Here is a 25160-nt window from a genome sequence, read left to right as displayed (position 1 = left end):
GACGCCCGCGCCCCACCCCCGCTCCTAGCGTGGAACACATGACCACGACTGCGTGCACAAGCGCCTCGACGGCCGCGACGTTCCCGTCGTTCGCGTCCTACGTACGGGCCCGGGGGCCGGTTCTGCTGCGTGCCGCGCGGTCCCTGTCCTCGAACCCGAACGACGCCGAGGATCTCCTGCAGACCGCGCTCACCAAGACCTACGTGGCCTGGGAGCGCATCGAGGACCACCGCGCGCTGGACGGCTACGTGCGCCGCGCGCTGATCAACACCCGCACCTCCCAGTGGCGCAAGCGCAAGGTCGAGGAGTTCGCCTGCGACGAGCTGCCCGAGCCGGACCCGCTGCCCGCGCCCGACCCGGCCGAGCTCCAGGGCCTGCGCGACGCGATGTGGCGCGCGATCATGCGGCTCCCCGCGCGACAGCGCGCGATGGTCGTCCTCAGGTATTACGAGGACCTCAGCGAGGCCCAGACCGCCGAGGTCATGGAGGTCTCGATCGGCACCGTCAAGAGCGCCGTCTCACGCGCCCTGGCCAAACTCCGGGACGACCCGGAACTGGCGGTCCTGGGCCTTAGCCGGATCGCCGCCTAGCAGATCCCGTCTAGCGCCGGGCGAACGCGACGAAGTCGGCCCAAGAGGCCGGGGGGACGTGCAGGTGGGGCCCGTCGGCGTCCTTGGAGTCGCGGATGTGGATGGTGGCGGGGGTTGCGGCTACCTCTACGCACTCGTTGCCGTTGCCCTGGCCGCTGTAGGTGCTCTTCGTCCAAGCGACCTCAACGCAGTCATGGTCTTCGTTGCTGTCGCTGTAGCTGCTCTTGACCCACGCCAGTTCGGTGGAGTTTCCGACGGAGGGCTTGAGGCTCATGTCTCTCCCAGCAGTTTCTCGACGAAGGCCAGAGACTCCCTGGGCGTGAGAGCCTGGGCCCGGATGATCCCGTAGCGCAGCTCAAGGACTTGGATCAGCTTCGGGTCCTCGACCGGGCGGCTGCCGTATTGGCTCATCGAGTGCCCCACGATCGAGCCGTCCACGAACTTCAGCAGTTGGATCCGGCCGTCCATGCCCGCGTGGTCATCACGGTCCGTCGGCATGACCTGGATCTCGACGTTCCGCAACTGGCCCACCTCCAACAGGCGTTCGAGCTGACGCCGATGCACCATTCTCCCCCCGATGGGACGGAGCAGCGTCACCTCTTCCTGGACGAAGGTGAGCGCGGGCGCTGGGGTGCGCTCGAAGATTGAGCGACGGGCCATACGGGCGGACACCCGTAGATCCACTTCATCCGGTGTGTAGGCGGGCCGCCGCATCTCGTACAGCGCCCGCATGTGCTCCTCGGTTTGCAGCAGTCCATGGAGGTTGTGGTTTCCGTAGGAGCCGAGCTCAACGGCCTCGTCCTCCCAACGCTTCAGGTCCCTGACCTTCTTGGGATACCGGGCGCTCTCCAGGTCCTCCGCCATCGCGGCGATCTTTCCGCCCGCGTTCAGGACTCTGTCCGCCTTGTCCAGGTAGTCCGGGCGCGGGATACGCGCGCCGCGCTCGATCTTGTAGACCAGGTCAGCGCTGTACCCCATGGACTTGGCGAAGTTGGGGACGCGCAGGCCAGCGGCTGTCCGCCACAGCTTGAGCTGGCGCCCTACCAGCGCGACCGATGGCTGAGCGTCGTCACCTGGAGCAAGTGGCCAGCTTGAGTCGTCCGATGAGTCGCCTTTCATGCCCTCCACCTCCTGGACAGCCAAGACATCCTGTCCACTCCCTGGACATCACTGAATGTATTGGCGTCACTACTTTTCAGGGTAGGTGCGCGCGACCACGCTGAGTGATGTGAATCAGCAAATTGCCGAGCCCAAGCTCCTCTTCCGGATCCAGCTGTCCGCCACGCGCAGGGGTGCCCGTCTCGCCCGCCTCCTCGGTGTCGAACAACTCCGGTCCTGGGGGCTGCCGTTCGAGGCCCCGGGTCAGGTGATCGCCGAGCTGGCAGCGAACGCCGTCTCCCACGGGCGCGTTCCCGGACGGGACTTCCGGCTCGCGTTGGCGGCTGACGCGGACACGCTCTGTATCGGCGTCACGGACGCACGCGGTGACCGGATCCCGTTCCAACGGGCCCCGGAGGGAGGCGAGTCGGGCCACGGGCTATTCATCATCGGCGCGCTCGCGGACCGCTGGGGGACGGTCCTCGGGCCGTTCCCGTGCAAGACCGTCTGGGCCGAGTTCGACCTGCCGATGTGGGGCTGACCGGGACCCGGCGCGTCGGGCTCCGGTGGCGCGGGCCGCTCCAAGAACTCATAACTGGAAGGGAAAAACCAACCAACCAAACCGAACCGCCCGGGTTCGCACGCCTGTGTCACCCGGTGGGGTGATCCGGTGGCTCTGGGCTGGCTTTCCGGAGGTGCAGCGGTGCAGGCTCGGCGACGAGCAACCCCGAACAAGCAATTGGCCCCCGGCGGGACTGGCATCCCGGTCGAGGGCCTGACCACCTAGGAAGCGAACACCTTCCCGATGGCTATGAAGCAGTTTAATGCGCGCACTGGCGCGCCGCACACGGTTCGCCGGTCCCCCGCAGGAGTGCAAAAGGTGACCGAGTTCCAGGAACCGGGCTACACCATCATTGGCGATCACCTCGCCCAGCACCACGAGTTGTCGCTCGGCGCGATCGGCCTCGCGGTGTACATCCTCTCGCTGCCCGAGGGCTCGCACGTCGACATCCGCTCGTTGGCGAAGAGGTTCCCCGAAGGGCGTGACCGGATCGCCGCCGGTCTACGGGAGCTGGAGCGGCACGGGTACCTGAAGCGGGTGACCAAGCGATTAGACGATGGCCGCCTGGTGACGGTCACGATCTCGTACAACAACCCGAGGGCGACGCAGGCACGACAGGCGGGGGAGGCCGACGCCAGGCCCGCACGGCCCCCGGCCACCGCACAGAAGAAGGCTTCGGCCCCGCCGGAACGGGCCGCGCCCACGGCGCCCGCTCCAGTGGCCAAAGCCGGGCCGTCACTGCCCCGCCCCCGCTCCGCCCAGCACCTCACCACCGCCACCGCGCTCCTCGCCAACCTGCGCCGCGACGACGCCCGCCTCCTGCTCCCCGTACGGGACATCGACCGCCTCGCGCCGGGCGTGGCCGCCTGGTTGGAACGCGGGGTCTCCCCGGAGGCCGTCCGAAGAGCGCTGAGTGCGGATCTTCCGGCGGCCCTCCGCAATCCGGCCGGCCTGGTGGGCCACCGCCTCACGGCCCTGCTTCCGCCGCCCCTCCCCGAGACACCGACGCCCCCAGAGCCCGCTCGTGCCGCGCCCGCTCCCTTCCACAACTGCGAGGGCTGCGAGCGCGCCATCCGCACACCCGGTCCGGCGCGCTGCCGAGACTGCCGGTCCAACCGCAGAGAGGACGCCTAGCATGAACGTGACGATCCTTGCCCCTGGGCACAGACGACGAGGAGCGAGCGCCATGGCCATCGCATCGGACAACGCGCGGCAGGGAGCTTCCTCTCCCTACCTGACCATGCGGGACGTCATTCAGTCGATGGATGACGCCATCCCGGGGAAATTCGAGATCACCAAGGAAGGGATCGTTCACGACATGATGTCGCCGGTAGGGCCCCACGAGGTCACGGCTGCGCGCGTCAGCCGCCGTCTGGAGAAGGTGATGCCAGACGAGCTGCTAGCCCACACCGGCACACCCAATGTGGAGGACGAGCCCGAGGGTCTCCTGCGACACCCGGACGTCACGGTGATCGCCTGGACCGATCTCGGCGTTCAAGGCTCCGCCGACCCGCGTACGGCCGTCGCCGCCATCGAAGTCGTCTCCCGCTCCAACCCCGACAACGACTGGGTGGGCAAGGTCCGCGACTACCCCCTGATGGGCATCCCGATCTACGCGATCTTCGATCCCCGTACCGGCAGCGGCGCCGTGTTCACCGACATCCACTCCACCCCGGACGGCCCGCGGTACGCCGTCCGCAAGGACTTCGTGTACGGCGAGGACGTGACGATCGGTGAGTGGACGATCTCGACGGGGGATCTGCCGCGGTACGCCTAGCCGCGTCGGCCGGGCCCCGTTTGGCGTCGCCTGCCCTTAGGGCCTTTAGGGCCTTGTCCGCCCCTGATGCACCGGGCAGGCCCTAACATCACCTGCCATGACCGCTGAAGCCGATCCCCCGGCAGAGCCCGATGTCACGCTCACCAGCCCGGCCGAGTTGTTGGCGGGCTATCTGGACTTCTACCGTGACGCCGTGCTGCGCAAGCTGGCCGGCCTGACCGACGAGGAACTGCGGGGCAGCCGGCTGCCGTCCGGCTGGGCGCCGCTGGAGCTGTTGAAGCATCTGGCCTATGTGGAGCTGCGCTGGTTGCAGTGGGGCTTCGCCGGGCGGCAGGTCGACCAGCCGTGGGGCGACATGGAGGCCCGTGGCGGCAGATGGCGTGTCGAGGCGGGTGAGTCCGTCGAGGAGGTGACGGCGTTCTTCCGCGCCCAGTGCGAGCGGTCCCGCGCGATCGTCGCCGGCGCGCGGCTGGAGGACCGGATGGCCACGCTGGGGGGCCGGGTCCCGCCCGAGGAGGAGCGGCCGACGCTGATCTGGGTGCTGTTCCATCTGCTCCAGGAGTACGCGCGGCACGTCGGGCAGCTCGACGTCGTCCGGGAGCTTGCCGACGGCGTCACCGGCGAGTAGCCGGGGGCGGACGCCGGGCCTACACCTCCCGGCCGGCCATCAGGCGCTCCACGGACTGTTCCAGGGCGGCGATGCGGTCGGCGAGGCCGGCGGACTCCGCGTCACGGGCGTCGCGGAGCAGCAGTTCGATCTGGGCGAGGCGGCTGGCGATGTCGGAGAGGGCCTCGTCGCCGACGGGGGGTGCCGGTGTCGGTGCGTCCTCGGGTGCGTGCGGGGCGTGGGCGGGGCCGTGGGGTTCGGCGGGCGTCGCCGGGCTCTCCGCGGGGGTGGGGCCGGTCAGTAGGCGTTTCAACTGGTCGGCCTGGGAGGCGAGTTGGTGGTTCTTGCGGTAGAGGTCGAGGAAGACGTTGACCTTGGTGCGCAGGAGCCAGGGGTCGAAGGGCTTGATGAGGAAGTCGGCGGCGCCGACGGTGTAGCCGCGGTAGGCGTAGTTGGGATCCACGGAGGCGCCGGTGAGGAGGATGATCGGCACGTCCTTCGTCTGGTCCAGCCCCTTGAGGTTGGCGGCGGTCTCGAAGCCGTTCATGCCGGGCATCAGGACGTCGATGAGGACGACCGCGAACTCCTCGCGGAGCATGGCCTTGAGGGCTTCCTCGCCGGAGCGGGCGCGGACGACCTTGGAGGTGAGGGAGCTGAGGACCGCTTCGAGGGCGACGAGGTTCTCCTCCATGTCGTCGACGATGAGGATCGGCGCGGTGTCGGGCGCGGGAGGTGTCATGGCTGCGGCCCTTCCCTTCCCTCGTCGGAGGTGGGGTGCGGGGGGTCGCCGGCCGGCGCGTCGGCCGGGAGGGGAGTCTCGGGGAGGTCGGCCGGTGGCCTGGTCTTCGGGTCGAGCAGGCCGCAGATGACCGACAACAGGCGGTCCACGTCGACCGGTTTGGGGATGTAGTCGTCGGCGCCGCTGTCGATGGCCTTCTCCCGGTCGCCGGGCATGGCCTTGGCGGTGAGGGCGACGATCGGGAGGTCGGCGAAGCGGGGGGTGCTGCGGATGGCCCGGATCATCTCGTAGCCGTCCATCTCCGGCATCATGATGTCCATCAGGACGAGGGAGACATCGGGGGCCTGGTCGAGGACCTCCAGGCCCTCGACGCCGTTCTCGGCGTACTTGACCTTGATGCCGACCCGGCCGAGGACGTGGGTGAGCGCGAAGACGTTGCGGATGTCGTCGTCCACGATCAGGATCCGCCGGTTGGCGAGCACCCGTCCGGGGCGTCCGCCGAGCCAGTCCTTCAGCCGGGTGGCCTCGGGCCAGGTGACGTCGCCGCCGTCGCCGGGGCGGAGGGCGGCGCGCGGGGCGAGGCCCTCCTGGCTCGGGAAGATCTCGGAGGGGGGCGGGGCGGCGACGGGTGCCGGGCGGGTGCCGTCGGGGACGGCGGGCAGGGCGGGGGCGGCGGGGCCGCTGCCGTCGCCCAGGAGGCTCTCCGCGGTGTCGTCGGGGCGGGCCGACAGGCCGGCGGCCGGTGCGGTGGACGGTCCGGTGTAGCGGGCGGGGACGTAGAGGGTGAAGGTGGAGCCGACGTCCACCTGGCTCTCGGCCTTGATGCGGCCGCCGAGCAGGGCGGCCATGTCGCGGCTGATGGACAGGCCGAGGCCGGTGCCGCCGTATTTGCGGCTGGTGGTGCCGTCGGACTGCTGGAACGCCTCGAAGATCCCGTCGAGTTTCTCCGGGGGAATGCCGATGCCGGTGTCCTTCACGGAGAGCGCGATGACGGCTTCGGCGGTGCGCAGGGTCTCCTCCGCGAAACGGTCGCCGGGGACGCGTTCGACGATGAGCTCCACGCCGCCGGTGGAGGTGAACTTCACCGCGTTGGACAGCAGGTTGCGCAGGATCTGCTGGAGGCGCTGTTCGTCGGAGAAGAGCTCCTCGGGGACGTCGTCGCCGACCCGGACGTCGAAGCTGAGGCCGCGGTCGACGGTGAGCGGGCGGAAGGTGGCGCGGACGTAGTCGAGGAGTTTCTTCAGCGGCAGGGACTTGGGGTGGACGTCCATCCGCCCGGCCTCGATCTTCGACAGGTCGAGGATGTCGTTGATGAGTTGGAGCAGGTCGGAGCCGGCGCGGTGGATGGTGACGGCGAATTCCACCTCCTGCGGGCTGAGGTGGCTCTCGGGGTTGTCCGCGAGCAGGCGGGAGAGGACGAGCAGGGAGTTGAGGGGGGTCCGCAGCTCGTGCGACATGTTGGCCAGGAACTCGGACTTGTACTGCGAGGAGGTGGCGAGGAGTGCGGCCTTCTCCTCCAGCTCGGCGTTGGTGAGTTGGAGCTCGTCGGAGCGCTGGCGGAGTTCGGCGGTCAGCCGCTGGGACTCCGAGAGCAGCGATTCGGTGCGGGAGTTGGCGATGATGGTGTTGACGGAGACGCCGATGGTGTTGACGAACTGGTCGATGAAGGCGAGGTGGACGTCGCTGAAGCGGCTGAAGGAGGCCAGTTCGATCACGCCGAGCACCTGGTCCTCGAAGAGGATCGGCAGGATGACGACGCTGGCGGGGGCGGCGGCGCCGAGTCCGGAGCTGATGGTGAGGTAGTCGGCGGGGACGTTCTCGACGAGGATCCGCTTCTTCTCCGTCGCGGCCTGGGTGATCAGGCCCCAGCCGGGGGTGCCCATCCGCATCCGGGGCAGTGACCTGCGGCCCTCGGGGTGGCCGGTGCCGTAGCCGGCGATCAGCTCCAGGCCCTCGCCCGGCAGGGCGCCCGCCTCGGCCAGGAAGAACGCGCCGAACTGCGCGTTCACCAGCGGGGTCAGCTCGCGCAGGATCAGGTCGGCGACCTCGACCAGGTCGCGGTGGCCCTGCATCAGACCGGCGATGCGGGTCAGGTTGGACTCCAGCCAGTCCTTGGCGCGGGTAGTCTCGCGGAGGTTGGCGACCATGAGGTTGATGTTGTTCTTCAGGGCGGCGACCTCGCCCTGGGCGTCGACGGTGATCGAGCCGGACATGTCGCCCTGGGTGACCGCGCTGGTCACCTCGGCGATCGCGCGGACCTGGGTGGTGAGGTTGAGCGCCAGCTCGTTGACGCTGGTGGTGAGCTGCTTCCAGGTGCCGTAGACGCCCTCGACCCGGGCCTGGCCGCCGAGCTGGCCCTCGCTGCCGACCTCGCGGGCCACCCGGGTCACCTCGGAGGCGAACGAGGACAGGGTGTCGACCATGGTGTTGATGGTGGTCTTGAGTTCCAGGATCTCGCCGCGGGCGTCCACGTCGATCTTCTTGGAGAGGTCGCCGCGGGCCACCGACGTCGCCACCTCGGCGATGTTGCGGACCTGGGAGGTGAGGTTGTCCGCCATGGAGTTGACGTTGTCGGTGAGGTTCTTCCAGACGCCGGAGACGCCGTGGACCTGGGCGCGGCCGCCGAGCCGGCCCTCGGTGCCGACCTCGCGGGCGACCCGGGTGACCTCGTCGGCGAACGCCCGCAGCTGCTTCACCATGGTGTTCACGGTGTCCTTCAGCTCCAGGATCTCGCCGCGGGCGTCCACGTCGATCTTCTTGGTGAGGTCGCCGTTGGCGACGGCGGTGGTGACCTGGGCGATGTTGCGGACCTGCGAAGTGAGGTTCAGCGCCATGAAGTTGACGTTGTCGGTGAGTTCCTTCCAGACCCCGGAGGCGCCCCGGACCTGCGCCTGACCGCCGAGGTTGCCCTCGGTGCCGACCTCGCGGGCGACGCGGGTGACCTCGTCGGCGAAGGCGGAGAGCTGGTCGACCATGGTGTTGATCGTCGACTTCAGCTCCAGGATCTCGCCCTTCGCCTCGACGGTGATCTTCCTGCCGAGGTCGCCCTCGGCGACGGAGGTGGCGACCAGGGCGATGTTGCGGACCTGGGTGGTGAGGTTGTCCGCCATGAAGTTGACGCTCTCGGTGAGGTCCTTCCAGACGCCGGAGACGCCGCGGACCTGGGCGCGTCCGCCGAGCTGGCCCTCGGTGCCGACCTCGCGGGCGACGCGGGTGACCTCGTCGGCGAAGGCGGAGAGCTGGTCGACCATGGTGTTGATCGTCGACTTGAGTTCCAGGATCTCGCCGCGGGCGTCCACGGTGATCTTCTGGCTGAGGTCGCCGTTGGCGACGGCGGTGGTGACCTGGGCGATGTTGCGGACCTGCCAGGTCAGGTTGGACGCCATGGAGTTGACGTTGTCGGTGAGGTCCTTCCAGACGCCGGAGACGCCGCGGACCTGGGCGCGGCCGCCGAGCCGGCCCTCGGTGCCGACCTCGCGGGCGACCCGGGTGACCTCGTCGGCGAACGCCCGCAGCTGGTCGACCATGGTGTTCACGGTGAGCTTGAGCTCCAGCAGCTCGCCGGTGGCCTCGACGGTCACCTGCTGGGTGAGGTCGCCGCGGGCCACCGCGGTGGTCACCACGGCGATGTCCCGGACCTGGGCGGTCAGCCGGGACGCCATGGTGTTGACCGCCTCGGTCACGTGCAGCCAGTCGCCGGAGAGGTCCTGGACCCTGGCCCGGCCGCCGAGCCGGCCCTCGGTGCCGACCTCGCGGGCGACCCGGGTGACCTCGCCGGTGAACAGCGAGAGCTGGTCGACCACGCGGTTGACGCAGCTGCCCAGGCGGCGCAGGTCGCCGCGGAGCTGACGGCTGCCGTCGTGCAGATCGACATGACGGGTCAGGTCGCCGTCGGCGATCGAGTCCAGCACCCGGGTGGCCTTGGCGACCGGGGTGACCAGCGCTTCCAGGACGGCGTTGGCGGCGTCGACGTTGGTGGACCAGCCGCCCTGGCCGGGGCTGGCGCTGATCCGCTCGTCCAGCCGGCCCTGGCGGATGACCTCGTGGCGCAGCCGCTGGAGTTCGGTGGCGAGGTGGGCGTTGCGGGCGACGATCTGGGCGAAGACGTCGGTCATGTCGGCCAGCACGCCATCGGCCGGGGGATCGCCCGGGGCGGGTGCGGTCCGGGCTGCGAAGTCGCCGTCCCGCAGGGCGTTCATGGCGGCCAGCAGGGGGCGCAGCTCACTGGTGCGCACCCACGGGCCGTCGGGGCGGGGGTCCGGCGGGGACGCCGTGGACTCGGGCCGGGTCGGGTCGGGCGCCATGGCACACCATCCCCCCACTGATTCGAGACCGTACTTGTACCGAACGGATGGCGGGCCGGCCGGCCGGTGCAGTGCCGTTCGGCCCGTTCGGGGGGCGCTCCGGAGCCGGATCCGCAGTCGCCCGACGGGTTCCGGAGGAGGTCCGGAACTGATCGCATTGGTCAGATATGTCATAGTATAAAGCGCCCGTAATGAGATGCTTTTCCCAGGTTCATCAGGGGGCGCAGTGGCCACGCTGTCCCCGCGGACGACGGCGCCGCACGAGACCGAAACGGTGTCCCGCACCGGATTGCCGGCGAACCAGCTGGCCGCCTCCGGCGCCCGTCGCTTCGTGCGCGCGCTGCTGACCGAGCGGGCCGCCGCCCCCGAGGCCACCCCCGGCGCCGCGGCGATCAGCCGGGAACTCATCGACCAGGCCGTCCTCCTCGTCAGCGAACTGGTCACCAACGCCGTGATGTACGCGGGCACCGACATCGACGTGACCTGCCGGCTGGAGTACGGGCGCAAGCCGGCCGCCGCCGCCCGCGGCGAGGCCCCCGGCGGCTCCGCGCCGCCGGGCCCGGCCACCGTCGCCGTCGTCCTGGAGGTCTCCGACCGGCACCCCTCGCGGGTGGTGCGCGGCGGGGTGGACGCCCGCAGCGGCGAGCCCGGCTACGGCCTCCAGCTGGTCAGCGCGCTCGCCGAGTCCTGGGGCGTGACGTACCGCAAGTCGACCAAGACGGTCTGGTTCCGCCTGGAGGCCACCGAGGGCGAGACGGAGGCCGCGCCGCGCGGGCCCGCCCGGCACCCGCACGGGGCCGCGACCCCGGTCCGGGTGCCGGGCGGGCACGACGGCCCGCCGCACGGCGACGCCGCCGAGTGGGCCGACCGCGGCGGCCCGTCGTTCCTCGCCGAGACCAGCGAGCTGCTGGCCGGCCAGCTGGACCAGGACATGGTCACCGCGCTCGCCGCCCAACTGCTGGTGCCCCGCCTCGCCGACTGGTGCGCGATCTGGCTGAGCGTCGAGGGCGGCGGGATGGAGCTCTCCCGGGTCTGGCACGTCGACGAGCGGCGGATCGGGCCGCTCCGCACCGACCTGGAGCGCGATCCGCCCACCGACATCGTCCGCCCCGGCGGCACCTCCTGGCCCTGGCCGGAATGTGCCGGCGCGTCCTCGGCGGGCGGGTCGTCACTGGCCTTCCCCCTGGTGGCGCGCGGCGAACTGCAGGGCGTCCTGCTGCTGGGCCGGGCGGGCCGGCTGAAGATGACCGACACCGTCGTCCGCATGGTGGAGGACGTCGCCCGGCGGGTCGCCCAGGCCGTGCACACCGCCCGCCAGTACACCCGCCAGACCACCATCAGCCTGGCGCTCCAGCGCCGTCAGCTGCCCGCGTCGCTGGCCAGCATCCCCGGCGTGGACACCGCGATCGTCTACGAACCGCACGGCGAGGGGCAGACCGTCGGCGGCGACTTCTACGACATCTTCCCGATGGGCGACCGCCGCTGGTGCTTCCTGCTGGGGGACGTCCAGGGCAAGGACCCCGAGGCGATGTCGGTGACCGGGCTGGCCCGCCACCTGGTGCGCCTGCTGGCCCGCGAGGGCCACGGCGTCGAATCGGTCCTCGGGCGGTTGAATCTGGCCATGGCCGAGGAGAGCGCGGAGGCGGTGGAGCTCGGCGGTGAACAGGCCAGCTCCCGCTTTCTGAGCCTGCTCTACGGGGAACTGGCCGTCGATCCGGGCGTCCCCGGGACCCGTTGCACCGTCGCCTGCGCCGGGCACCCGCCGCCGCTCCACATGTTCACCGACGGCGCGGTGGAGCCGGCCGCCGACCCGCAGATGCTGCTGGGCATCGACGAGGGCACCGAGTACCACGCCAGCACCTTCGCCCTCGCCCCCGGCGAGACGCTGCTGTGCGTCACCGACGGGGTCACCGAACGCCGGTGCGGCAACTGGCAGTTGGACGACAACGACGGGCTGATCGAGGTCCTGCGGGACGGCCTCGGGCTGGGCGCCAAGGCGCTCGCGGAACACATCCGGCGGGCCGCGCACGACTTCGGCACCGGTCCGGTCGAGGACGACCTCTCGGTCCTCGTCCTCCAGGCGGTGCCCCCGAAGCCGGCGCCGGTGGTGTAGCCGCGGCGGGGGCGCGACGGGGGGCGCGGCGCCGCGCGCTGGGCGTGTTCCCGGCCGTTTCCGCCGCTGAGAGGAAAAGAACACGCCATGGAGGCGTGACATACCGCCTGGTACGCATCGACAATCGCAGCACCACTACCCGCCCGTAACAAAGCGGAGGCACTCGGTGCTCAGCACGATGCAGGACGTACCGCTCACGGTCTCGCGAATCCTCACCCATGGATCCACGGTCCATGGAAAGGCGCAGGTCATCACCTGGACCGGTGAGGCCGAGCCGCACCGCCGCACCTTCGCCGAGATCGGCCGCCGGGCCGCCCAGCTCGCGCACGCACTCCGCGACACCCTTGGGGTGGCCGCCGAGGAGCGGGTCGGAACCCTCATGTGGAACAACAGCGAACACATGGAGGCGTACCTGGGCATCCCGTCCATGGGGGCGGTGCTGCACACCCTCAACCTGCGCCTCCCGGCCGAACAGCTCGCCTGGATCATCAACCACGCCGAGGACCGGGTGGTGCTCGTCAACGGCACCCTGATCCCGCTGCTGGCGCCCCTGCTGCCGCAGTTGCCCACGGTGGCGCACGTGGTCGTCGTCGGCCCCGGCGACCGCACCCCGCTGGCCGACGCCCACGCCCAGGTCCACGACTACGAGGAACTGCTCGCCGGGCGCCCGGAACACTACGACTGGCCGGAGATCGACGAGCGGGAGGCCGCGGCGCTCTGCTACACCTCCGGCACGACCGGCGAGCCCAAGGGCGTGCTCTACAGCCACCGTTCGCTCTACCTCCACTCGCTCCAGGTCAACACCGCGGAGGCGTTCGCCCTCGGCTCCCGGGACATCGCGCTGCCGGTGGTGCCGATGTTCCACGTCAACGCCTGGGGACTGCCGCACGCGGCGTTCATGGCCGGCGCGTCGCTGCTGATGCCGGACCGCTTCCTGCAACCCGCGCCGCTCGCCGAGATGATCGAGACGATCCGGCCGACCATAGGAGCCGCGGTACCGACCATCTGGCAGGGCCTGCTGGCCGAACTCGACGCCCACAAGCGGGACGTGGCCTGCCTGCACACCGTCGTCATCGGCGGCTCGGCCTGCCCGCCGGCCCTGATGCGCGGCTTCCAGGAGCGGCACGGGATCCGCGTGGTGCACGCCTGGGGGATGACCGAGACCTCGCCGCTGGGCTGCGTCTCCCACCCGCCGGCCGGAGTGGACGACGAGGAGGAGTGGGCCTACCGCGCCACCCAGGGCCGCTTCCCGGCCTCCGTCGAGGCCCGGCTGATCGGCCCGGCCGGCGAGGAACTGCCCCGGGACGGCACCGCGGCGGGCGAGCTGGAGGTGCGCGGCCCGTGGATCGCGGGCGCCTACTACGGCGGCGCGCAGGGCGCGCTGCTGCGCCCGGAGGACAAGTTCAGCCCCGACGGCTGGCTGCGCACCGGCGACGTCGGCACGATCACGCCGGACGGCTATCTGACCCTGACCGACCGGGCCAAGGACGTCATCAAGTCGGGCGGCGAGTGGATCTCGTCGGTCGAGCTGGAGAACCACCTGATGGCCCACCCGGGCGTCGCCGAGGCCGCGGTGGTGGCCGTGCCGGACGAGAAGTGGGGCGAACGGCCGCTGGCCACCGTGGTGTTGACCGACGGTTCGGCGATCACCTACGAGGAGCTGCGGGCGTTCCTCGGCGAGCGGATCGCGCGCTGGCAGCTGCCGGAGCGGTGGGCGGTGATCCCGTCGGTGCCGAAGACGAGCGTCGGCAAGTTCGACAAGAAGGTGCTGCGGCGCCAGTACGCGGACGGCGAGCTGGACGTGACGCTGCTGAGCTGACCCCGAGGGGTGGGCCCGCCCGGGCCCACCCGCAGGTCCTCGCCCGGTGAACCCCCGGGCCGTCCGGTGAACCGGAGCCGGGCCGGCCCCGGTCCGTCAGTTCGTCCCGATCTTCGCCAGCAGGTCCACGATCCGGCCCTGCACCTCGGCGCTGGTGGAGCGCTCCGCCAGGAAGAGCACGCTCTCCCCGGAGGCCAGCCCCGGCAGCTGGGTCGGATCCAGGTCGGCGGCGGTGTAGACGACCAGCGGGGTGCGGTCCAGCAGCCCGTTGGTGCGCAGCCAGTCCACGATGCCGGCCCGGCGGCGCCGCACCTGCATCAGGTCCATCACGACGAGGTTGGGCCGCAGCTGCGTCGCCAGGGCGACCGCGTCGGTGTCCGCGCCGGCCCGGCCCACCTGCATGCCGCGCCGCTCCAGCGACGCGGTCAGCGCGCCCGCGACGGCGTCGTTCTGCTCGATGAGCAGCACCCGCGGCGGCTGGTCCTCGCCGTCCCGCGGGGCGAGTGCCTTGAGCAGCACGGCCGGATCGGCGCCGTACGCGGCCTCCCGCGTCGCCTGCCCCAGCCCGGCGGTGACCAGCACGGGCACCTCGGCGGCGCCGGCGGCCTGGCGCAGCGACTGGAGCGCGGTGCGGGTGATCGGGCCGGTCAGCGGGTCCACGAAGAGCGCCGCCGGATACGCGGCGATCTGCGCGTCCACCTCCTCGCGGGAGTTGACGATCACCGGGCGGTAGCCGCGGTCGCTGAGCGCCTGCTGGGTGGCGACGTCGGGCGCCGGCCAGACCAGCAGCCGGCGCGGGTTGTCCAGCGGCTCCGGCGGCAACTCGTCGTCCATCGGCGGCCGCTGACGCTCCATCACCTCGATCGCGCCGTTCGGCCCGTCCAGCGGTTCGGGCCCCTCGCTGCCCTCGTCGGGCGCGGAGACGGCGAACGTCCGGCCCTCGCCGGCGTCCATGAGGTGCGGCTGCGGGCCCGGTTGCTTGGCCCGGGCGGGCGGCTGCGGCCCGGCGGCCTGCGGCGGCAGGGCACCGGACGCCGCGGCCTCGGCGGCGGTGCCGCGCTCGCCCTCCGGCGGGGGCGCGGCGAGCTTGCGGCGGCGGCCCGAACCCGTGGCGGTGCCGCCCGGCGGCGTGGCGGTGCCGCCCTGGGCGGGGACGCCCGGCTGCGGCGCCGGACGCTTCGGGTCGGCCAACTGCTGGGCGAACGGCACCCCCTGGCCGAGCGTGCGCACGCTGAACGCCCGCCCGGCGGTGTGCCCGTCGTCCTCGGCGGGCGGCAGCGGCTGCCGGCTCTGCGGGGGCACGGCGACGCCCTGCGGCGGCACCGGCCCGCCCTGCGCGGGGCCGGCGGCCGGGCCGGCCGCGGTCTCCTCGGTGGGGCTGGGGCGGCCCCGGCGGCGGCCGGTGGGTGTGACCGGGGCGGTGGCGGCGGCGCCGGCGATCCCGGGCGCGCTGCCGGTGGCCGTGCCGGTGGCCTCGGCCGGCGCGTCCTGATCCGTCGGCCCGGCGGGCTGGGCGACCAGGCCCTCGGGGCCCGCGACGAACGTGCCGGACGCCGCGGCATCGGCCATCGCCGCGGCCGCGCGCTCCTCGGCGGCGGCCCGCCGCGCGCGCCGCCGGCCGGTCGGCTCGGCGTCCCAAGTGCCGTGCGCCTCGGGGAGTCGGACGCCTCGGCCGGCTGCCCGGCCGGGGCCTCGGGGTCGGCTCGGGGCCGGCGGCCACCGGACGGCGCGCCCGGCGCCGCCCCGTACCGGCCGCGTCCTGCGGTCCGCCCTCCGGCGCGACGGGCATCCCGCCGGCGATCGCGGGCAGCGCCGGCTGCGCGGTCGCCGGCTGCGGCGCCCGGTCCGCCGCGGCGGGCGGCAGCGCGAACGCCGAGCGCGGAGCGGCCGGCGGCTGGGCGGCGGCACCGGCCGTGTCCGGCTCGCCGGCCCGCTCGGGCGCCTCGGCCAGCGCCCGCCGGGCCCGCCGGCCACCGGCCGGCACCGGACCCTGCGCACGCACCGCGAGCTGCTGTCCCTGTGGCGGCCCCGCCTGCTGTCCCTGGGGCTGGCCCTGTTGCTGTCCCTGCGGTGGCACCGGCCCGAGCGCCGGGCTCACCGCGGGCGTCAGACCCTGCGCCGGATTGCCGGCCGGAGCCCCGTCACCGGCTCCGGACGGCAGCGCGGGCAGCGCCGAGCCCTCCGGCGCCGGCCGCGCCCGGCGACGGCCGCTCGGCGGCGCCGCCTCGGCGTCCGCCGGCAGCCCCGCGCCCTGGGTGCCGTCCGCCGCGACGGCCGGCGCCGCGCCCGAGTGCCGGGCCCGCCGTCGCCCGGTCGGCTGCGCGCCGGCCGTACCGCTCTTCGCCTCCGCACCCGAGGCGGTCTCCGCGGCGCCGGGCCGCCTCCCGCCGTCCGTGCCCGGACCGCCCGCGGCGGCGCCGTCCCCGTCGGCCTTCGCCTCGCCGTCCGGGGTCTCGGCCTCCTCGGCCGCCGGCTCCTCCGGCTCCGGCTCCGGTTCGTCGATCAGCACCGGAAGTTCCAGCACGTACGCGCTGCCGGTCGCGCCGGAACCGCCCGGCACCGCATGCGTCTGGATCAACCCGTCGTGCATCCGCACGATCCCGCGGACGATCGGTCCGTGCACCGGATCGCCGCCGCCGAACGGCCCGCGCACCTCGATGCGCACCACCTCGCCGCGCTTGGCCGCGGCCACCACGATCGTCGAGTCGCCGGGCACCGGACGCCCGCCCGGCCCGGCGGTGCCGTCACCGGCGGTCTGCCGGCCGGTGGAGTCCACCCCGGCGACGTCCGCGATCAGATGCGACAGCGCCTGCGCCAGCCGCTCCGCGTCGACCAGTGCCGCTATCGGCGGCGCGTGCACCGCGAACTGCGCCCGGCCCGGCCCGATCAGCTCGACCGCGCCCTCCACACCGGCCGCCACCACCTTGTCCAGCGACACCTTGGTGCGGTTGAGCTTCTCCTTGCCGGAGTCCAGCCGCTGGTAGCTGAGCACGTTGTCGACCAGCGTCGTCATCCGGGCGTGGCCGGCCGCGAGGTGGTGCAGGATCTGGTTCGCCTCGGGCCACAACTGGCCCGCCGGGTCGGCGGCCAGGGTGCCCAGTTCGCCGCTCAGCTCCGTGAGCGGCCCGCGCAGCGACTGCCCCAGGACGGCCAGCAGCTGGGTGTGCCGGGCCTCCAGCGCGTCGTACGGCCGCCGGTCGGTGAACGTCATCACCGCGCCCACCAACTGGTCGCCGTCCCGCACCGGCGCCGTGGTCAGATCGACGGCGACCGAGCGGCCGTCCTTGGACCACAGCACCTGCCCGCGCACCCGGTGCTTGCGGCCGGACTTGAGGGTGTCGGCGAGCGGGGTGTCCTCCCAGGGCAGCGCCGAGCCGTCCGGCCGCGAGTGGTGGATCAGCGGGTGCAGCTCCTTGCCGCCCAACTCGCTCGCCCGGTACCCGAGGATCTGCGCCGCGGACGGGTTGACGAGGACCACCCGGCCCTCGGAGTCGACGCCGACCACGCCCTCCGCCGCGGCCCGCAGGATCATCTCCGTCTGCCGCTGCTGGCGCGCCAGCTCCGTCTCGGTGTCCACCGTCCCGGTCAGATCGCGCACCACGAGCATCAGCAGCTCGTCGCCGGTGTAGCCGCGGTGGTCGGCGTAGGCGGCCTCGAAGGCGGACTCGTACGGGGTGCGGCCGTCCTCCAGATTGGCGCTGGTCACCTCGACCAGCAGCTCGTTGCCGTCGGTGCGCCGCGCGATCATCCGCGTCGGCTTCGTCCGGCCCTCGACCTCCTCGTCGCGGCGCCGCATGGAACCGGGGATCCGCTTGGAGTCGAAGGTCGGCAGCAGGTCGAGCAGACCCCGGCCGACCAGGGCCGTGCCCGGGGCCTGGAACATCTCCAGGGCGATGGCGTTGGCGTTGACGACGGTGCCGTTGCAGTTGACGAGCAGCAACGCGTCGGGGAGGGCGTCCAGTATGGCTGCGAGGCGAGCAGCGCCTCGGGATGGCCTGCTGCTCACGAGACGCTTCCTCCCTGTTACCGCACCTTGCCGACCCACCATGGCGGATCGCTGGGATGGAGTCTACGGGCACATGCCGGGGACGCGGAGGCGGATGACGCCCCGGCAATGCCGCGGCCCGACGCGACTCACCGCACGCCCGACATGTGCCCACTCGTCCTGACCTGGCGCGCTACTGCGGCACGAACCGGGTCAGGAAACGGTCTTGGGGAGCATGGGTTCGAAGCGGCCCCAGCGTTCGATCTCACACCCGTTGGTGCGCCGGAAGTCCGCGTTGACCCGGCGCCCGGACCAGGTCCCGGTGACGTGCGCCTGCGCCGGACCGCCGTACATCATCGTGCACTGCGCGCCCTGCGGCACGGGGGCGAACAGGTCCTTGCCCCACCGCGTCATCCGGTCCAGCCGGTCGCAGGCGTGCCGGGCGTCGAAGTGGTTCCCGCCGCGCGGGTGGCAGTACAGCTCGAACGTGCCGTCCGTCCGGCCCGCACCGGAGTGGCGGACGGTGATCGTGAGGTGGTCCCCGCGCCGCCCGGCCGGCCGGTGCGCGAGGGCATCGGGCGCCAGGTGGCCCAGGTACGGCAGGACGTCGTGGTGGTACGGCAGCGGGAGCGGGGCGGCCGAGGCGGCCGGCGCCGCGACGAGCGCGGGGGCCGCGCACAGGGCTGCCGCGGCGGCGGCGAACAGCGACAGCGACCGGGACGGGATCCGGCGACGGGACATCACGGGCTCCTGGGGGCGAGTGCGGGCGGCGGGGCCCGGACGGGACGGACGGCGGTACGCGATCCGTACGCACCGGGGGCGCACGACACATGAGCATCGGTGCCGCCCCGCCTCTTTAACGCGTCGCCGCCCCCGACGTTGCGCCGCAGGAACGTCTTTGCCGGGTAGGCCACGGGCCTAGTACCGTAGGGGGCGATTGGTGACAGGCCCTGGAGCTGTGTCATCATCTGTCCACGCCACATCGCGTTCGCGCGTGTGAGGTGTGTGGAGGCGTCGCCTAGTCCGGTCTATGGCGCCGCACTGCTAATGCGGTTTGGGTTTTAACGCCCATCGAGGGTTCAAATCCCTCCGCCTCCGCTCCTGCGTAACACCCGGGCCCGGTCATCACGACCGGGCCCGATCTGTTTCCCCGGCTGCCCCGCCTGCCCCGACTGCCAAGCCCACCCCGGCCGGCCCGGGCCGCCTCGCTCCCCCGTCGCTTGCCCCTCCCTTCCCCTCCCTTCCCTTCCTCTCCTCTCCACCTCCGCGGTCCTACGCTGATCGTCATGCCCCTGCCGAGGTCGACGCCGCCGCCCCGGACCGCGTCCGCGGGGCGCGGCCCCGCTCCCCGCCGCATCGTGATGCTGGCCTTCGAGGGCGCCCGACTGCTCGACGTCACCGGCCCGTTGGAGGTCTTCAGCGCCGCCGCCCGCCTCGGTGGGCGCTACGAGATCCACATCTGCTCGCCCGACGGCCGGTCCGTCACCACCGCCTCGGGCACCCGCCTGGCGGTCGACGCGGCGGTGCCGGACACCGCCGGCCCCGTGGACACCGTCCTCGTCCCCGGGGCCGAGGAACTCGCCGAGGGCCGATTCCCGCCCGGCCTGCTGGACTCCGTCCGCGCCCTCGCCGGCCGCTCCCGCCGGGTCGCGTCCGTCTGCGCCGGGGCGTTCGCCCTGGCCGGGGCCGGGCTGCTGGACGGGCGGCGGGCCACCACCCACTGGCGCCACACCGCCACCCTCGCCGCCCGCCACCCCGCCCTCACCGTCGACCCGGACGCCCTCTACGTCCGGGACGGCGACCTCTTCACCTCCGCCGGGGTCTCCGCCGGCATCGACCTCGCCCTGGCCCTCGTGGAGGCCGACGAGGGCCCCGACCTGGCCCGGGAGGTCGCCCGCGACCTGGTGGTCTTCATGCAGCGGCCGGGCGGCCAGTCGCAGTTCTCGGTGCCCGCCCGCACACCGCGGCCCCGCCACGACGCGCTGCGCGCCCTCCTGGACGCGATCGCCGCCGACCCGGCCGCCGACCACTCCAACACCGCGCTGGCCGCCCGCGCCGGCCTCAGCCCCCGCCATCTGACCCGGCTCTTCCGCGAGCACCTGGGCACCACCCCGGCCGGCTACGTCGAGGCGGTGCGCCTGGAGGCCGCCCAGACCTTCCTCGCGAACGGCGAGACGGTCACCGTCACCGCCCGCCGGACCGGCGTCGGCAGCGACGAGTCCCTCCGCCGCCTCTTCCTCCGCCGCCTGGGCGTGACCCCCTCCGCCTACCGCTCCCGCTTCCACACCACCGCCCGCTGATCACGGCCGGCACCGCCCGCGTGTCCCTACCCCCATGTCCCGATCTGTGGGCCGCCCGGCCCGTACACACCGGGCGCCGGCCACTCCCACCGGGCGAGGCTTCCCCCATGAACACCAACAGCGCCGCCTCCGGCCCCTCCGCCCCCTCCGCCCCCTCCGCCCCCTCCGTCCCCTCCACCGCGTCGTCCCGCGCCCTCGCCGGGATCCCCGTCCCGGACGGCCGGCTGGCCCGCGAGGCCACCGAACTGGTCCGCGACCTCACCGACGACCTGATCTACCACCACTCCCACCGGGTCTACCTCTTCGGCGCCCACCACGGCCTGCGCCACAACCTGGCCTTCGACCCCGAGCTGCTCTACGTGGGCGCCCTCTTCCACGACCTGGGCCTGACCGAGAAGTTCCGCACCTCCCAGCAGCGCTTCGAACTCGACGGCGCCGACGAGGCCCGCGCCTTCCTGATCGCCCGCGGCATCCCCGAGGACCGCGCCCGCCTCGTCTGGGAGGGCATCGCCCTGCACACCACCCCGGAGATCCCGCACCACATGGCCCCCGACGTGGCCCTCGTCACGGCCGGCGTCGAACTCGACGTCCTCGGCATCGGCTACGACACCCTGCCCCCGGAAACCCGCGAGGCCGTCGTCGCCGCCCACCCGCGCCCCGACTTCAAGCGCCACATCCTCCGCGCCTTCCACGCCGGGCTGGCCCACCGCCCCCAGACCACCTTCGGCAACGTCAAGGCGGACGTCCTGGACCGCTTCGAAGCGGACTACACCCGCCCGAACTTCGTCCAGATCATCGAAGACTCCCCCTGGCCGGCCTGATCCCCCACACCCGGGCGCAGGGGCGTTTCCGCAGGTCAGAGCGGGTGCGGCAATCGGATTTCGCCTAACGGCGCAGGTCATGTAATGTTGTTCCCGCAACGCCGACCGGCAAGAAAAACCGCCGGAAAGCCAAGCGCTCGTAGCTTAACGGATAGAGCATCTGACTACGGATCAGAAGGTTGCAGGTTCGAATCCTGCCGAGCGCACAGTAAGCCGGAGGCCCTGTCGAGTGATCGACAGGGCCTCCGGCTTTTGCGTTGATGGTGGGGTGGTCGGCGTCGGTCGTCGTCGAGGGGCGGCGCCGGTCAGGGTGCGGGTCGGGGTGGGTGCCGGAGGGGTTTTGGTTCTCCGGGTGGTGGGCTTCGGTTTTGAATCTTGCTTGGGGTGTGGCCTAACGTTGCGTCAGTTCGCCCGGATCTGATGGTGTCGATGGGGCGGGCGAAGATTTAGGGGAGAGAAGGGGCGGGGGCGTTTCGGATTCCGCGCCGAGTGGAATGCTTGTCGTTCTCTCCCTCGGGTGCAGGGGGAATGCGTACGTGCGGCACAAATGCATTCGCAGGGTTGCGGGCGGCCGCTGCTGCGGCCGGTATTTCCCTGGTGCTGCTGCTCCTGTTGTCGGTGCCGTCGAAATTCGGGAGGTCGCGGCCGTTGCCCCGCTTTTCGTGGCGGAGCTGGTCGGGCTGCAGGCCGTGGCCCCGGCTGCGTCGCCGGTGGTGAAGCCGAGTGCCGGATGTCGTCCCTGATGCGTCGGCTGGCGGGCTGTCTCGTCCGTAGGTGGTCCGAGGGGTGGGGTGGGGGCGTGTTTTCCCCGGCTTCCGGGGGCTGTTTCTTTTGTTTTTGAGGGGTAGGGGTATTCGGTGTGGAATGGAAATAAGGTGAGGGTGGGGTGGGAATGAAGAAGACGCGTGAGCGGATGGTGTCCGACAATATGTGGGGCTCTTCGGCGGTTTTCTGTATGGCTGCTTTTGTGGCGTTCGTTGTCGTGCGATCCGAGGCCGCTGTGCGAGTGGGGTGGATTCTGTACGGCTGCGGCTGGGTGGCCCCGGTCTGTATGGCGGTGTGGTGCGCGGCGCGGCGTAAGTCCCCTGGTGTCGGCGGGGTGTTCGCCTTCGGGCTCCTCGTGGTGTTCGGGCTGCTGACCTGGTTGGCGCATGGGTGACGTGGAGCAGGGGGCGGCGCTGCTCAGCGCGCGATCCGGCTCGGGTCGTTGGGGCCGTTCCTGATCTCTCGTCAGCAGCTGGCTGAGGTGGGGCAGTTGGTGGATGGCGTGGTTGTCCTGGCGCGCGGACAGGTGGTCGGCAGGAAGAGCATCGGGGATCTTGCCGGTGTGGTGGGAGGGCCCGTGACCGCTCGGTGGACCCGTTCGCAGAGGCGCGGGACGGGGGTGCGGCGGGTGGGCGCTCTCGGCTGCTGGCAGGGGGGGGTGTCGGTGGGCGGTCGTACGCTGACGGTGTGTGGCGATGTACGGGACCGCGGTGGTCGGGCGGTGAGCCGGGGGCCTTGGGGCAGCGGCTCGGTTGGTACTGCGCGGAGCGGGGCGCCGAGCGGGTGAGTCCGCTGCCGCCGGGGCGGGCGCTGGCGTTCGGGGCGGTCGGGGAGCGGCGGTGCCTGGGGGTGCGGCGGGCCGGGCGGTGGATCGTCTGCCCGTATGGCGCGGTGCTGGAGGGCGAGGGGGTGAAGGACCAGTGCCCGCGGTGTGCGCAGCTGGACCGGTCGCGGTCGGTGGCGGCGGACACCATGGCCGATGATCCGCGTCCGTACGGCGTCTATCTGGCGTACTTCGGGCCGGGGCTGGTGAAGGTGGGGATCACGGCGGCGGAGCGCGGGGCTGCGCGGCTGGTGGAGCAGGGGGCGGTGGCGTACGCCTGGCTGGGGCGCGGGCCGCTGATGGCGGCGCGGCGGGCGGAGGCGCTGTTGGGGAGCGCGCTGGGGGTGCCGGACCGGTTCGCGAAGGAGGCGAAGCGGGCGGCGCGCGGGGCGCTGCCGCCGGTGCCGGAGCGGGTCGCCGAGGTGGGCGAACTGCATCGGGTGGCACGGGGGTTGGCGGGGTGGCCGGAGACGTTGGAGCCGGTGGCGTTCGCGTGCGTGGACCATACGGAGCTGTTCGGGCTGGCGCGGATTCCGCCGGTGGGCGAGGTCGCCGAGCTGGGCGGGCTGACGGCCGGGGCGGAGATCGTGGGGGAGGTCGTGGCCGGGGTGGGGGCGGACGTCTATCTGCGGCTGCGGCTGCGGAGTGGGGGCGGTGGCGGGAGCGGGGCCGGTGGTGCGCGGGGTGCCTCGGCCGAGGGCGGCGCGGGCGGGGCGGTCGCCGTCCTGGATGCGCGGTTGCTGTCGGGTTGGGTGCTGGGGGCGGCCCGGGGGCGGGTGACGACGGCGCCGGTGCGGTGGCCCGTGGCGGGGGACGACGAGCGGGGAGCGGAGCAGGAAGGGCTGTTCTGAGGCGGGGGTTCGTCTGAGACGGGGGTTCGTCTGCGGCGGGGGTTGTTCTGCGGGCGGGGTGGGGGTTGTGTGGTGCATGGGCCGGGAGGTGTTCTCGGGGCGCCCGTGCGGCAGTCGGTGAGCGGGGGCCGGCGGGCGAGCGGAAGTGCGGGAGGGTGCGTGAGCGGGCTCGTGGCGGTGGACGGGGTCAGGGACGGGGACGGGCGGGTCGGGGAGTTCTGGCGGGGGCTTGGGCTGCCGGGGCTGATCGACGTGCACACGCACTTCATGCCCGAGCGGGTGATGGCGAAGGTGTGGGCGTATTTCGACGCCGCCGGGCCGTTGGTGGGGCGGCACTGGCCGATCGCCTACCGCTTCGAGGAGGACGAGCGGCTGGCGGTGTTGCGGGGCTTCGGGGTGCGGGCGTTCACCTCGATGATCTATCCGCACAAGCCCGGTATGGCGCGCTGGCTGAACGGCTGGGCGGCGGACTTTGCGGCCCGTACGCCGGACTGCCTGCGGACCGCGACGTTCTTCCCGGAGGACGGCGTCGCCGCGTACGTGGCGGAGGAACTCGCCGGTGGTGCACGGGTCTTCAAGGCGCATGTGCAGGTGGGCGGGTACGACCCGACGGACCCGGTGCTGGACCCGGTGTGGGGCGTACTGGCGGAGGCCGGGGTTCCGGTGGTTGTCCACTGCGGTTCGGGGCCGGTTCCGGGCAAGCACACCGGGCCGGAGCCGATCGCCCGGGTGCTGGCCCGGCACCCCCGGTTGCGGCTGGTCGTCGCGCACATGGGGATGCCGGAGTACGTCGACTTCCTGGAGTTGGCGGCGCGGTATCCGCGGGTCTGCCTGGACACCACGATGGCCTTGACGGACTTCGTCGAGCAGGCCGCGCCGTTCCCGAGGGCGGAGCGGGGGCGCCTGCTGGACGTGGGCGACCGGGTGCTGTTCGGGAGCGACTTCCCCAACATCCCGTACGGGTACGCGCATGCGCTGGAGGTGCTGGCGCGGCTGGAGTTGGGGGAGGAGTGGCTGCGGGCCGTCTGTTACGGGAACGGGGCGCGGCTGTTCGGGGTGGGGTAGCCGAGGCCGGAGGGGGAGGGCCGGGGGACGGGGAGGACGGCGGGTGGTGCGCGGGGCGGGGCGGGCCGGTGGGGGCGTTCCGTTCCGGCTACGCGGTGGTGCTGGTGGCCGCGGCGGCCAGGTGGGCCATGGCCGTGCGGAGGTCGGCGAGGGTGGGCTCGTCGGTGACGCGTTCGGCGCCGGGGTCGATCTTCGGGCCGATGGCGGGGATCTCGCGGCAGGCGTCCGCGATGACGTTGCCGGTCATCATGCGCAGGGTTTCGCGGAGTTGGGCGTTGGCGTGGTCGCCGCCGGTGGGGAACGGGGAGGCGGTGATCACGGCGACCGGCTTGTCGACGCATTCGCCGCTGCTGACCAGCCAGTCGAGGGCGTTCTTGAGGACACCGGGGACGCCGTGCGCGTACTCCGGGCTGACGAGGAGCACCGCGTCGGCCGTGGCGACGGCGGTGCGCAGGGCGGCGACGGGGGCGGGCGGGGTGGCGTCCTCGCCGTCCAGGTCGGGGTTGAAGTGCGGCAGCGCGCCGATGTCCGCGGTGGCGGTGGGGCCGTCGAAGAGTTCCAGGGCGGAGCGCAGGACGGCGCCGTTGGAGGAGCGGGCGCGGAGGCTGCCGGAGAGGGCCAGGAGTCGGGTCATGGGGATGACGTTACGGGGTGGGGTGGTGGGGCGGGAGTGCATTCAGGGGAGGGCCAGGGAGGGCCGAGGAAGGGCCGGGTGGAGGTGTCGTTGGTGCCGTCGATTCGGGTGAAAGTGCAGGTCAGGGGGATTGTCAGTGGGGGGTGTCATGCTGAGGACATGGTGATCGGTCTGGGCCGCGCGGGGGGCGGTCCAGACCGGTCGTGAGGGGTGTGGTGTCCGCCCGTGGGGTCCGGTGTCGAGCGGATGGCGGCCGGTGGGGCCCGTGGGGCGGTTGAGGCCTTGACCGAAGGGAGGGGAGATTCTC

Annotated in this window: 18 protein-coding genes, 2 tRNA genes and 1 pseudogene; 14 read left to right on the top strand and 7 right to left on the bottom strand. The window is 72.5% G+C overall.

The window, feature by feature from the left end; genetic code table 11:
- The first annotated feature begins 38 nt into the window (after positions 1 to 38).
- Positions 39 to 590: a SigE family RNA polymerase sigma factor gene (locus MOV08_RS20395; protein WP_275308444.1), complete on the top strand. Its 552-nt coding sequence runs from the start codon at positions 39 to 41 to the stop codon at positions 588 to 590.
- Between the two features lie 10 nt (positions 591 to 600).
- On the opposite strand, the gene MOV08_RS20390 is transcribed toward MOV08_RS20395, so the two are convergent.
- Positions 601 to 864 (bottom strand): DUF397 domain-containing protein, encoded by a 264-nt coding sequence (locus MOV08_RS20390; RefSeq protein WP_275308443.1) that lies wholly within the window; start codon positions 862 to 864, stop codon positions 601 to 603.
- Entirely contained in the window at positions 861 to 1709 is an 849-nt protein-coding gene (locus MOV08_RS20385; RefSeq protein ID WP_275308442.1) for a helix-turn-helix domain-containing protein, read from the bottom strand. The genes MOV08_RS20390 and MOV08_RS20385 overlap by 4 nt, the downstream gene beginning before the upstream one ends.
- A gap of 109 nt (positions 1710 to 1818) precedes the next feature.
- Here MOV08_RS20385 and MOV08_RS20380 point away from each other — a divergent pair, with 109 nt between their 5' ends.
- The 4 genes from MOV08_RS20380 to MOV08_RS20365 all read left to right on the top strand — a co-directional run bounded on the left by MOV08_RS20380 (position 1819) and on the right by MOV08_RS20365 (position 4655).
- A complete protein-coding gene (locus MOV08_RS20380) occupies positions 1819 to 2229 on the top strand; it encodes an ATP-binding protein (protein ID WP_275308441.1) in 411 nt (136 codons plus the stop codon).
- A 339-nt stretch (positions 2230 to 2568) separates the two neighbouring features.
- Entirely contained in the window at positions 2569 to 3384 is an 816-nt protein-coding gene (locus tag MOV08_RS20375) for a helix-turn-helix domain-containing protein (RefSeq protein ID WP_275308440.1), read from the top strand.
- Between the two features lie 52 nt (positions 3385 to 3436).
- Entirely contained in the window at positions 3437 to 4027 is a 591-nt protein-coding gene (locus tag MOV08_RS20370; RefSeq protein ID WP_039634484.1) for a Uma2 family endonuclease, read from the top strand.
- A 97-nt stretch (positions 4028 to 4124) separates the two neighbouring features.
- Positions 4125 to 4655, top strand: a complete 531-nt coding sequence (locus MOV08_RS20365) for a DinB family protein (RefSeq protein WP_275308439.1) — start codon at positions 4125 to 4127, stop codon at positions 4653 to 4655.
- A 19-nt stretch (positions 4656 to 4674) separates the two neighbouring features.
- Here the strand turns inward: MOV08_RS20365 and MOV08_RS20360 are convergent, their stop codons facing one another.
- Complete coding sequence (locus MOV08_RS20360; RefSeq protein WP_275308438.1) at positions 4675 to 5373, bottom strand: response regulator; 699 nt, start codon at positions 5371 to 5373, stop codon at positions 4675 to 4677.
- On the bottom strand, positions 5370 to 9677 hold the full coding sequence (locus tag MOV08_RS20355; protein ID WP_275308437.1) for a HAMP domain-containing protein: 4308 nt from the start codon (positions 9675 to 9677) through the stop codon (positions 5370 to 5372). The genes MOV08_RS20360 and MOV08_RS20355 overlap by 4 nt, the downstream gene beginning before the upstream one ends.
- 226 nt (positions 9678 to 9903) lie before the next feature.
- On the opposite strand from MOV08_RS20355, the gene MOV08_RS20350 reads away from it, so the two are divergent.
- Together MOV08_RS20350 and MOV08_RS20345 are read left to right on the top strand one after the other, a co-directional pair.
- Positions 9904 to 11790 (top strand): SpoIIE family protein phosphatase, encoded by a 1887-nt coding sequence (locus tag MOV08_RS20350; RefSeq protein ID WP_275308436.1) that lies wholly within the window; start codon positions 9904 to 9906, stop codon positions 11788 to 11790.
- Between the two features lie 166 nt (positions 11791 to 11956).
- Positions 11957 to 13609, top strand: a complete 1653-nt coding sequence (locus MOV08_RS20345) for a long-chain fatty acid--CoA ligase (RefSeq protein ID WP_039634476.1) — start codon at positions 11957 to 11959, stop codon at positions 13607 to 13609.
- A gap of 96 nt (positions 13610 to 13705) precedes the next feature.
- On the opposite strand, the pseudogene MOV08_RS20340 reads toward MOV08_RS20345, so the two are convergent.
- Together MOV08_RS20340 and MOV08_RS20335 are read right to left on the bottom strand one after the other, a co-directional pair.
- A pseudogene (locus MOV08_RS20340) lies at positions 13706 to 17615 on the bottom strand (response regulator).
- A gap of 192 nt (positions 17616 to 17807) precedes the next feature.
- Positions 17808 to 18335, bottom strand: coding sequence for an SSI family serine proteinase inhibitor (locus MOV08_RS20335; RefSeq protein ID WP_275308435.1), 528 nt, complete (start codon positions 18333 to 18335; stop codon positions 17808 to 17810).
- 266 nt (positions 18336 to 18601) lie between these two features.
- On the opposite strand from MOV08_RS20335, the gene MOV08_RS20330 reads away from it, so the two are divergent.
- From MOV08_RS20330 to MOV08_RS20300, 7 genes are all read left to right on the top strand, one after another.
- A tRNA-Ser gene (locus tag MOV08_RS20330) sits at positions 18602 to 18692 on the top strand.
- A 188-nt stretch (positions 18693 to 18880) separates the two neighbouring features.
- Complete coding sequence (locus MOV08_RS20325) at positions 18881 to 19894, top strand: GlxA family transcriptional regulator (protein WP_275308434.1); 1014 nt, start codon at positions 18881 to 18883, stop codon at positions 19892 to 19894.
- Between the two features lie 107 nt (positions 19895 to 20001).
- Entirely contained in the window at positions 20002 to 20715 is a 714-nt protein-coding gene (locus MOV08_RS20320; protein WP_275308433.1) for an HD domain-containing protein, read from the top strand.
- Between the two features lie 133 nt (positions 20716 to 20848).
- Positions 20849 to 20921 (top strand) — tRNA-Arg (locus MOV08_RS20315).
- Between the two features lie 686 nt (positions 20922 to 21607).
- Positions 21608 to 21874 (top strand): hypothetical protein, encoded by a 267-nt coding sequence (locus MOV08_RS20310; protein WP_275308432.1) that lies wholly within the window; start codon positions 21608 to 21610, stop codon positions 21872 to 21874.
- Positions 21875 to 22215: 341 nt separating this feature from the next.
- Complete coding sequence (locus tag MOV08_RS20305; RefSeq protein WP_275308431.1) at positions 22216 to 23154, top strand: DUF2797 domain-containing protein; 939 nt, start codon at positions 22216 to 22218, stop codon at positions 23152 to 23154.
- Positions 23155 to 23331: 177 nt separating this feature from the next.
- Positions 23332 to 24219 carry an amidohydrolase family protein gene (locus MOV08_RS20300; protein ID WP_420834300.1) on the top strand — a complete coding sequence of 296 codons (888 nt, stop codon included), beginning with the start codon at positions 23332 to 23334 and terminating at the stop codon, positions 24217 to 24219.
- A gap of 88 nt (positions 24220 to 24307) precedes the next feature.
- Here MOV08_RS20300 and MOV08_RS20295 read toward each other — a convergent pair whose 3' ends face one another.
- Positions 24308 to 24853 (bottom strand): NADPH-dependent FMN reductase, encoded by a 546-nt coding sequence (locus MOV08_RS20295; RefSeq protein WP_275308429.1) that lies wholly within the window; start codon positions 24851 to 24853, stop codon positions 24308 to 24310.
- Positions 24854 to 25160 lie beyond the last annotated feature (307 nt).

The sequence above is a fragment of the Streptomyces yunnanensis genome, assembly GCF_029011865.1.
Lineage (GTDB): Bacteria > Actinomycetota > Actinomycetes > Streptomycetales > Streptomycetaceae > Streptomyces > Streptomyces yunnanensis.
The sequence above is the reverse complement of the archived record's forward strand: the minus strand, read 5'-3'. Positions and strand labels throughout refer to the sequence as shown.

Coding starts and splice junctions, on each gene's coding strand:
- MOV08_RS20395 (WP_275308444.1), top strand. CDS start 39: ATGACCACGACTGCGTGCACAAGCGCCTCGACGGCCGCGACGTTCCCG.
- MOV08_RS20390 (WP_275308443.1), bottom strand. CDS start 864: ATGAGCCTCAAGCCCTCCGTCGGAAACTCCACCGAACTGGCGTGGGTC.
- MOV08_RS20385 (WP_275308442.1), bottom strand. CDS start 1,709: ATGAAAGGCGACTCATCGGACGACTCAAGCTGGCCACTTGCTCCAGGT.
- MOV08_RS20370 (WP_039634484.1), top strand. CDS start 3,437: ATGGCCATCGCATCGGACAACGCGCGGCAGGGAGCTTCCTCTCCCTAC.
- MOV08_RS20365 (WP_275308439.1), top strand. CDS start 4,125: ATGACCGCTGAAGCCGATCCCCCGGCAGAGCCCGATGTCACGCTCACC.
- MOV08_RS20360 (WP_275308438.1), bottom strand. CDS start 5,373: ATGACACCTCCCGCGCCCGACACCGCGCCGATCCTCATCGTCGACGAC.
- MOV08_RS20355 (WP_275308437.1), bottom strand. CDS start 9,677: ATGGCGCCCGACCCGACCCGGCCCGAGTCCACGGCGTCCCCGCCGGAC.
- MOV08_RS20335 (WP_275308435.1), bottom strand. CDS start 18,335: ATGTCCCGTCGCCGGATCCCGTCCCGGTCGCTGTCGCTGTTCGCCGCC.
- MOV08_RS20325 (WP_275308434.1), top strand. CDS start 18,881: ATGCCCCTGCCGAGGTCGACGCCGCCGCCCCGGACCGCGTCCGCGGGG.
- MOV08_RS20320 (WP_275308433.1), top strand. CDS start 20,002: ATGAACACCAACAGCGCCGCCTCCGGCCCCTCCGCCCCCTCCGCCCCC.
- MOV08_RS20310 (WP_275308432.1), top strand. CDS start 21,608: ATGAAGAAGACGCGTGAGCGGATGGTGTCCGACAATATGTGGGGCTCT.
- MOV08_RS20295 (WP_275308429.1), bottom strand. CDS start 24,853: ATGACCCGACTCCTGGCCCTCTCCGGCAGCCTCCGCGCCCGCTCCTCC.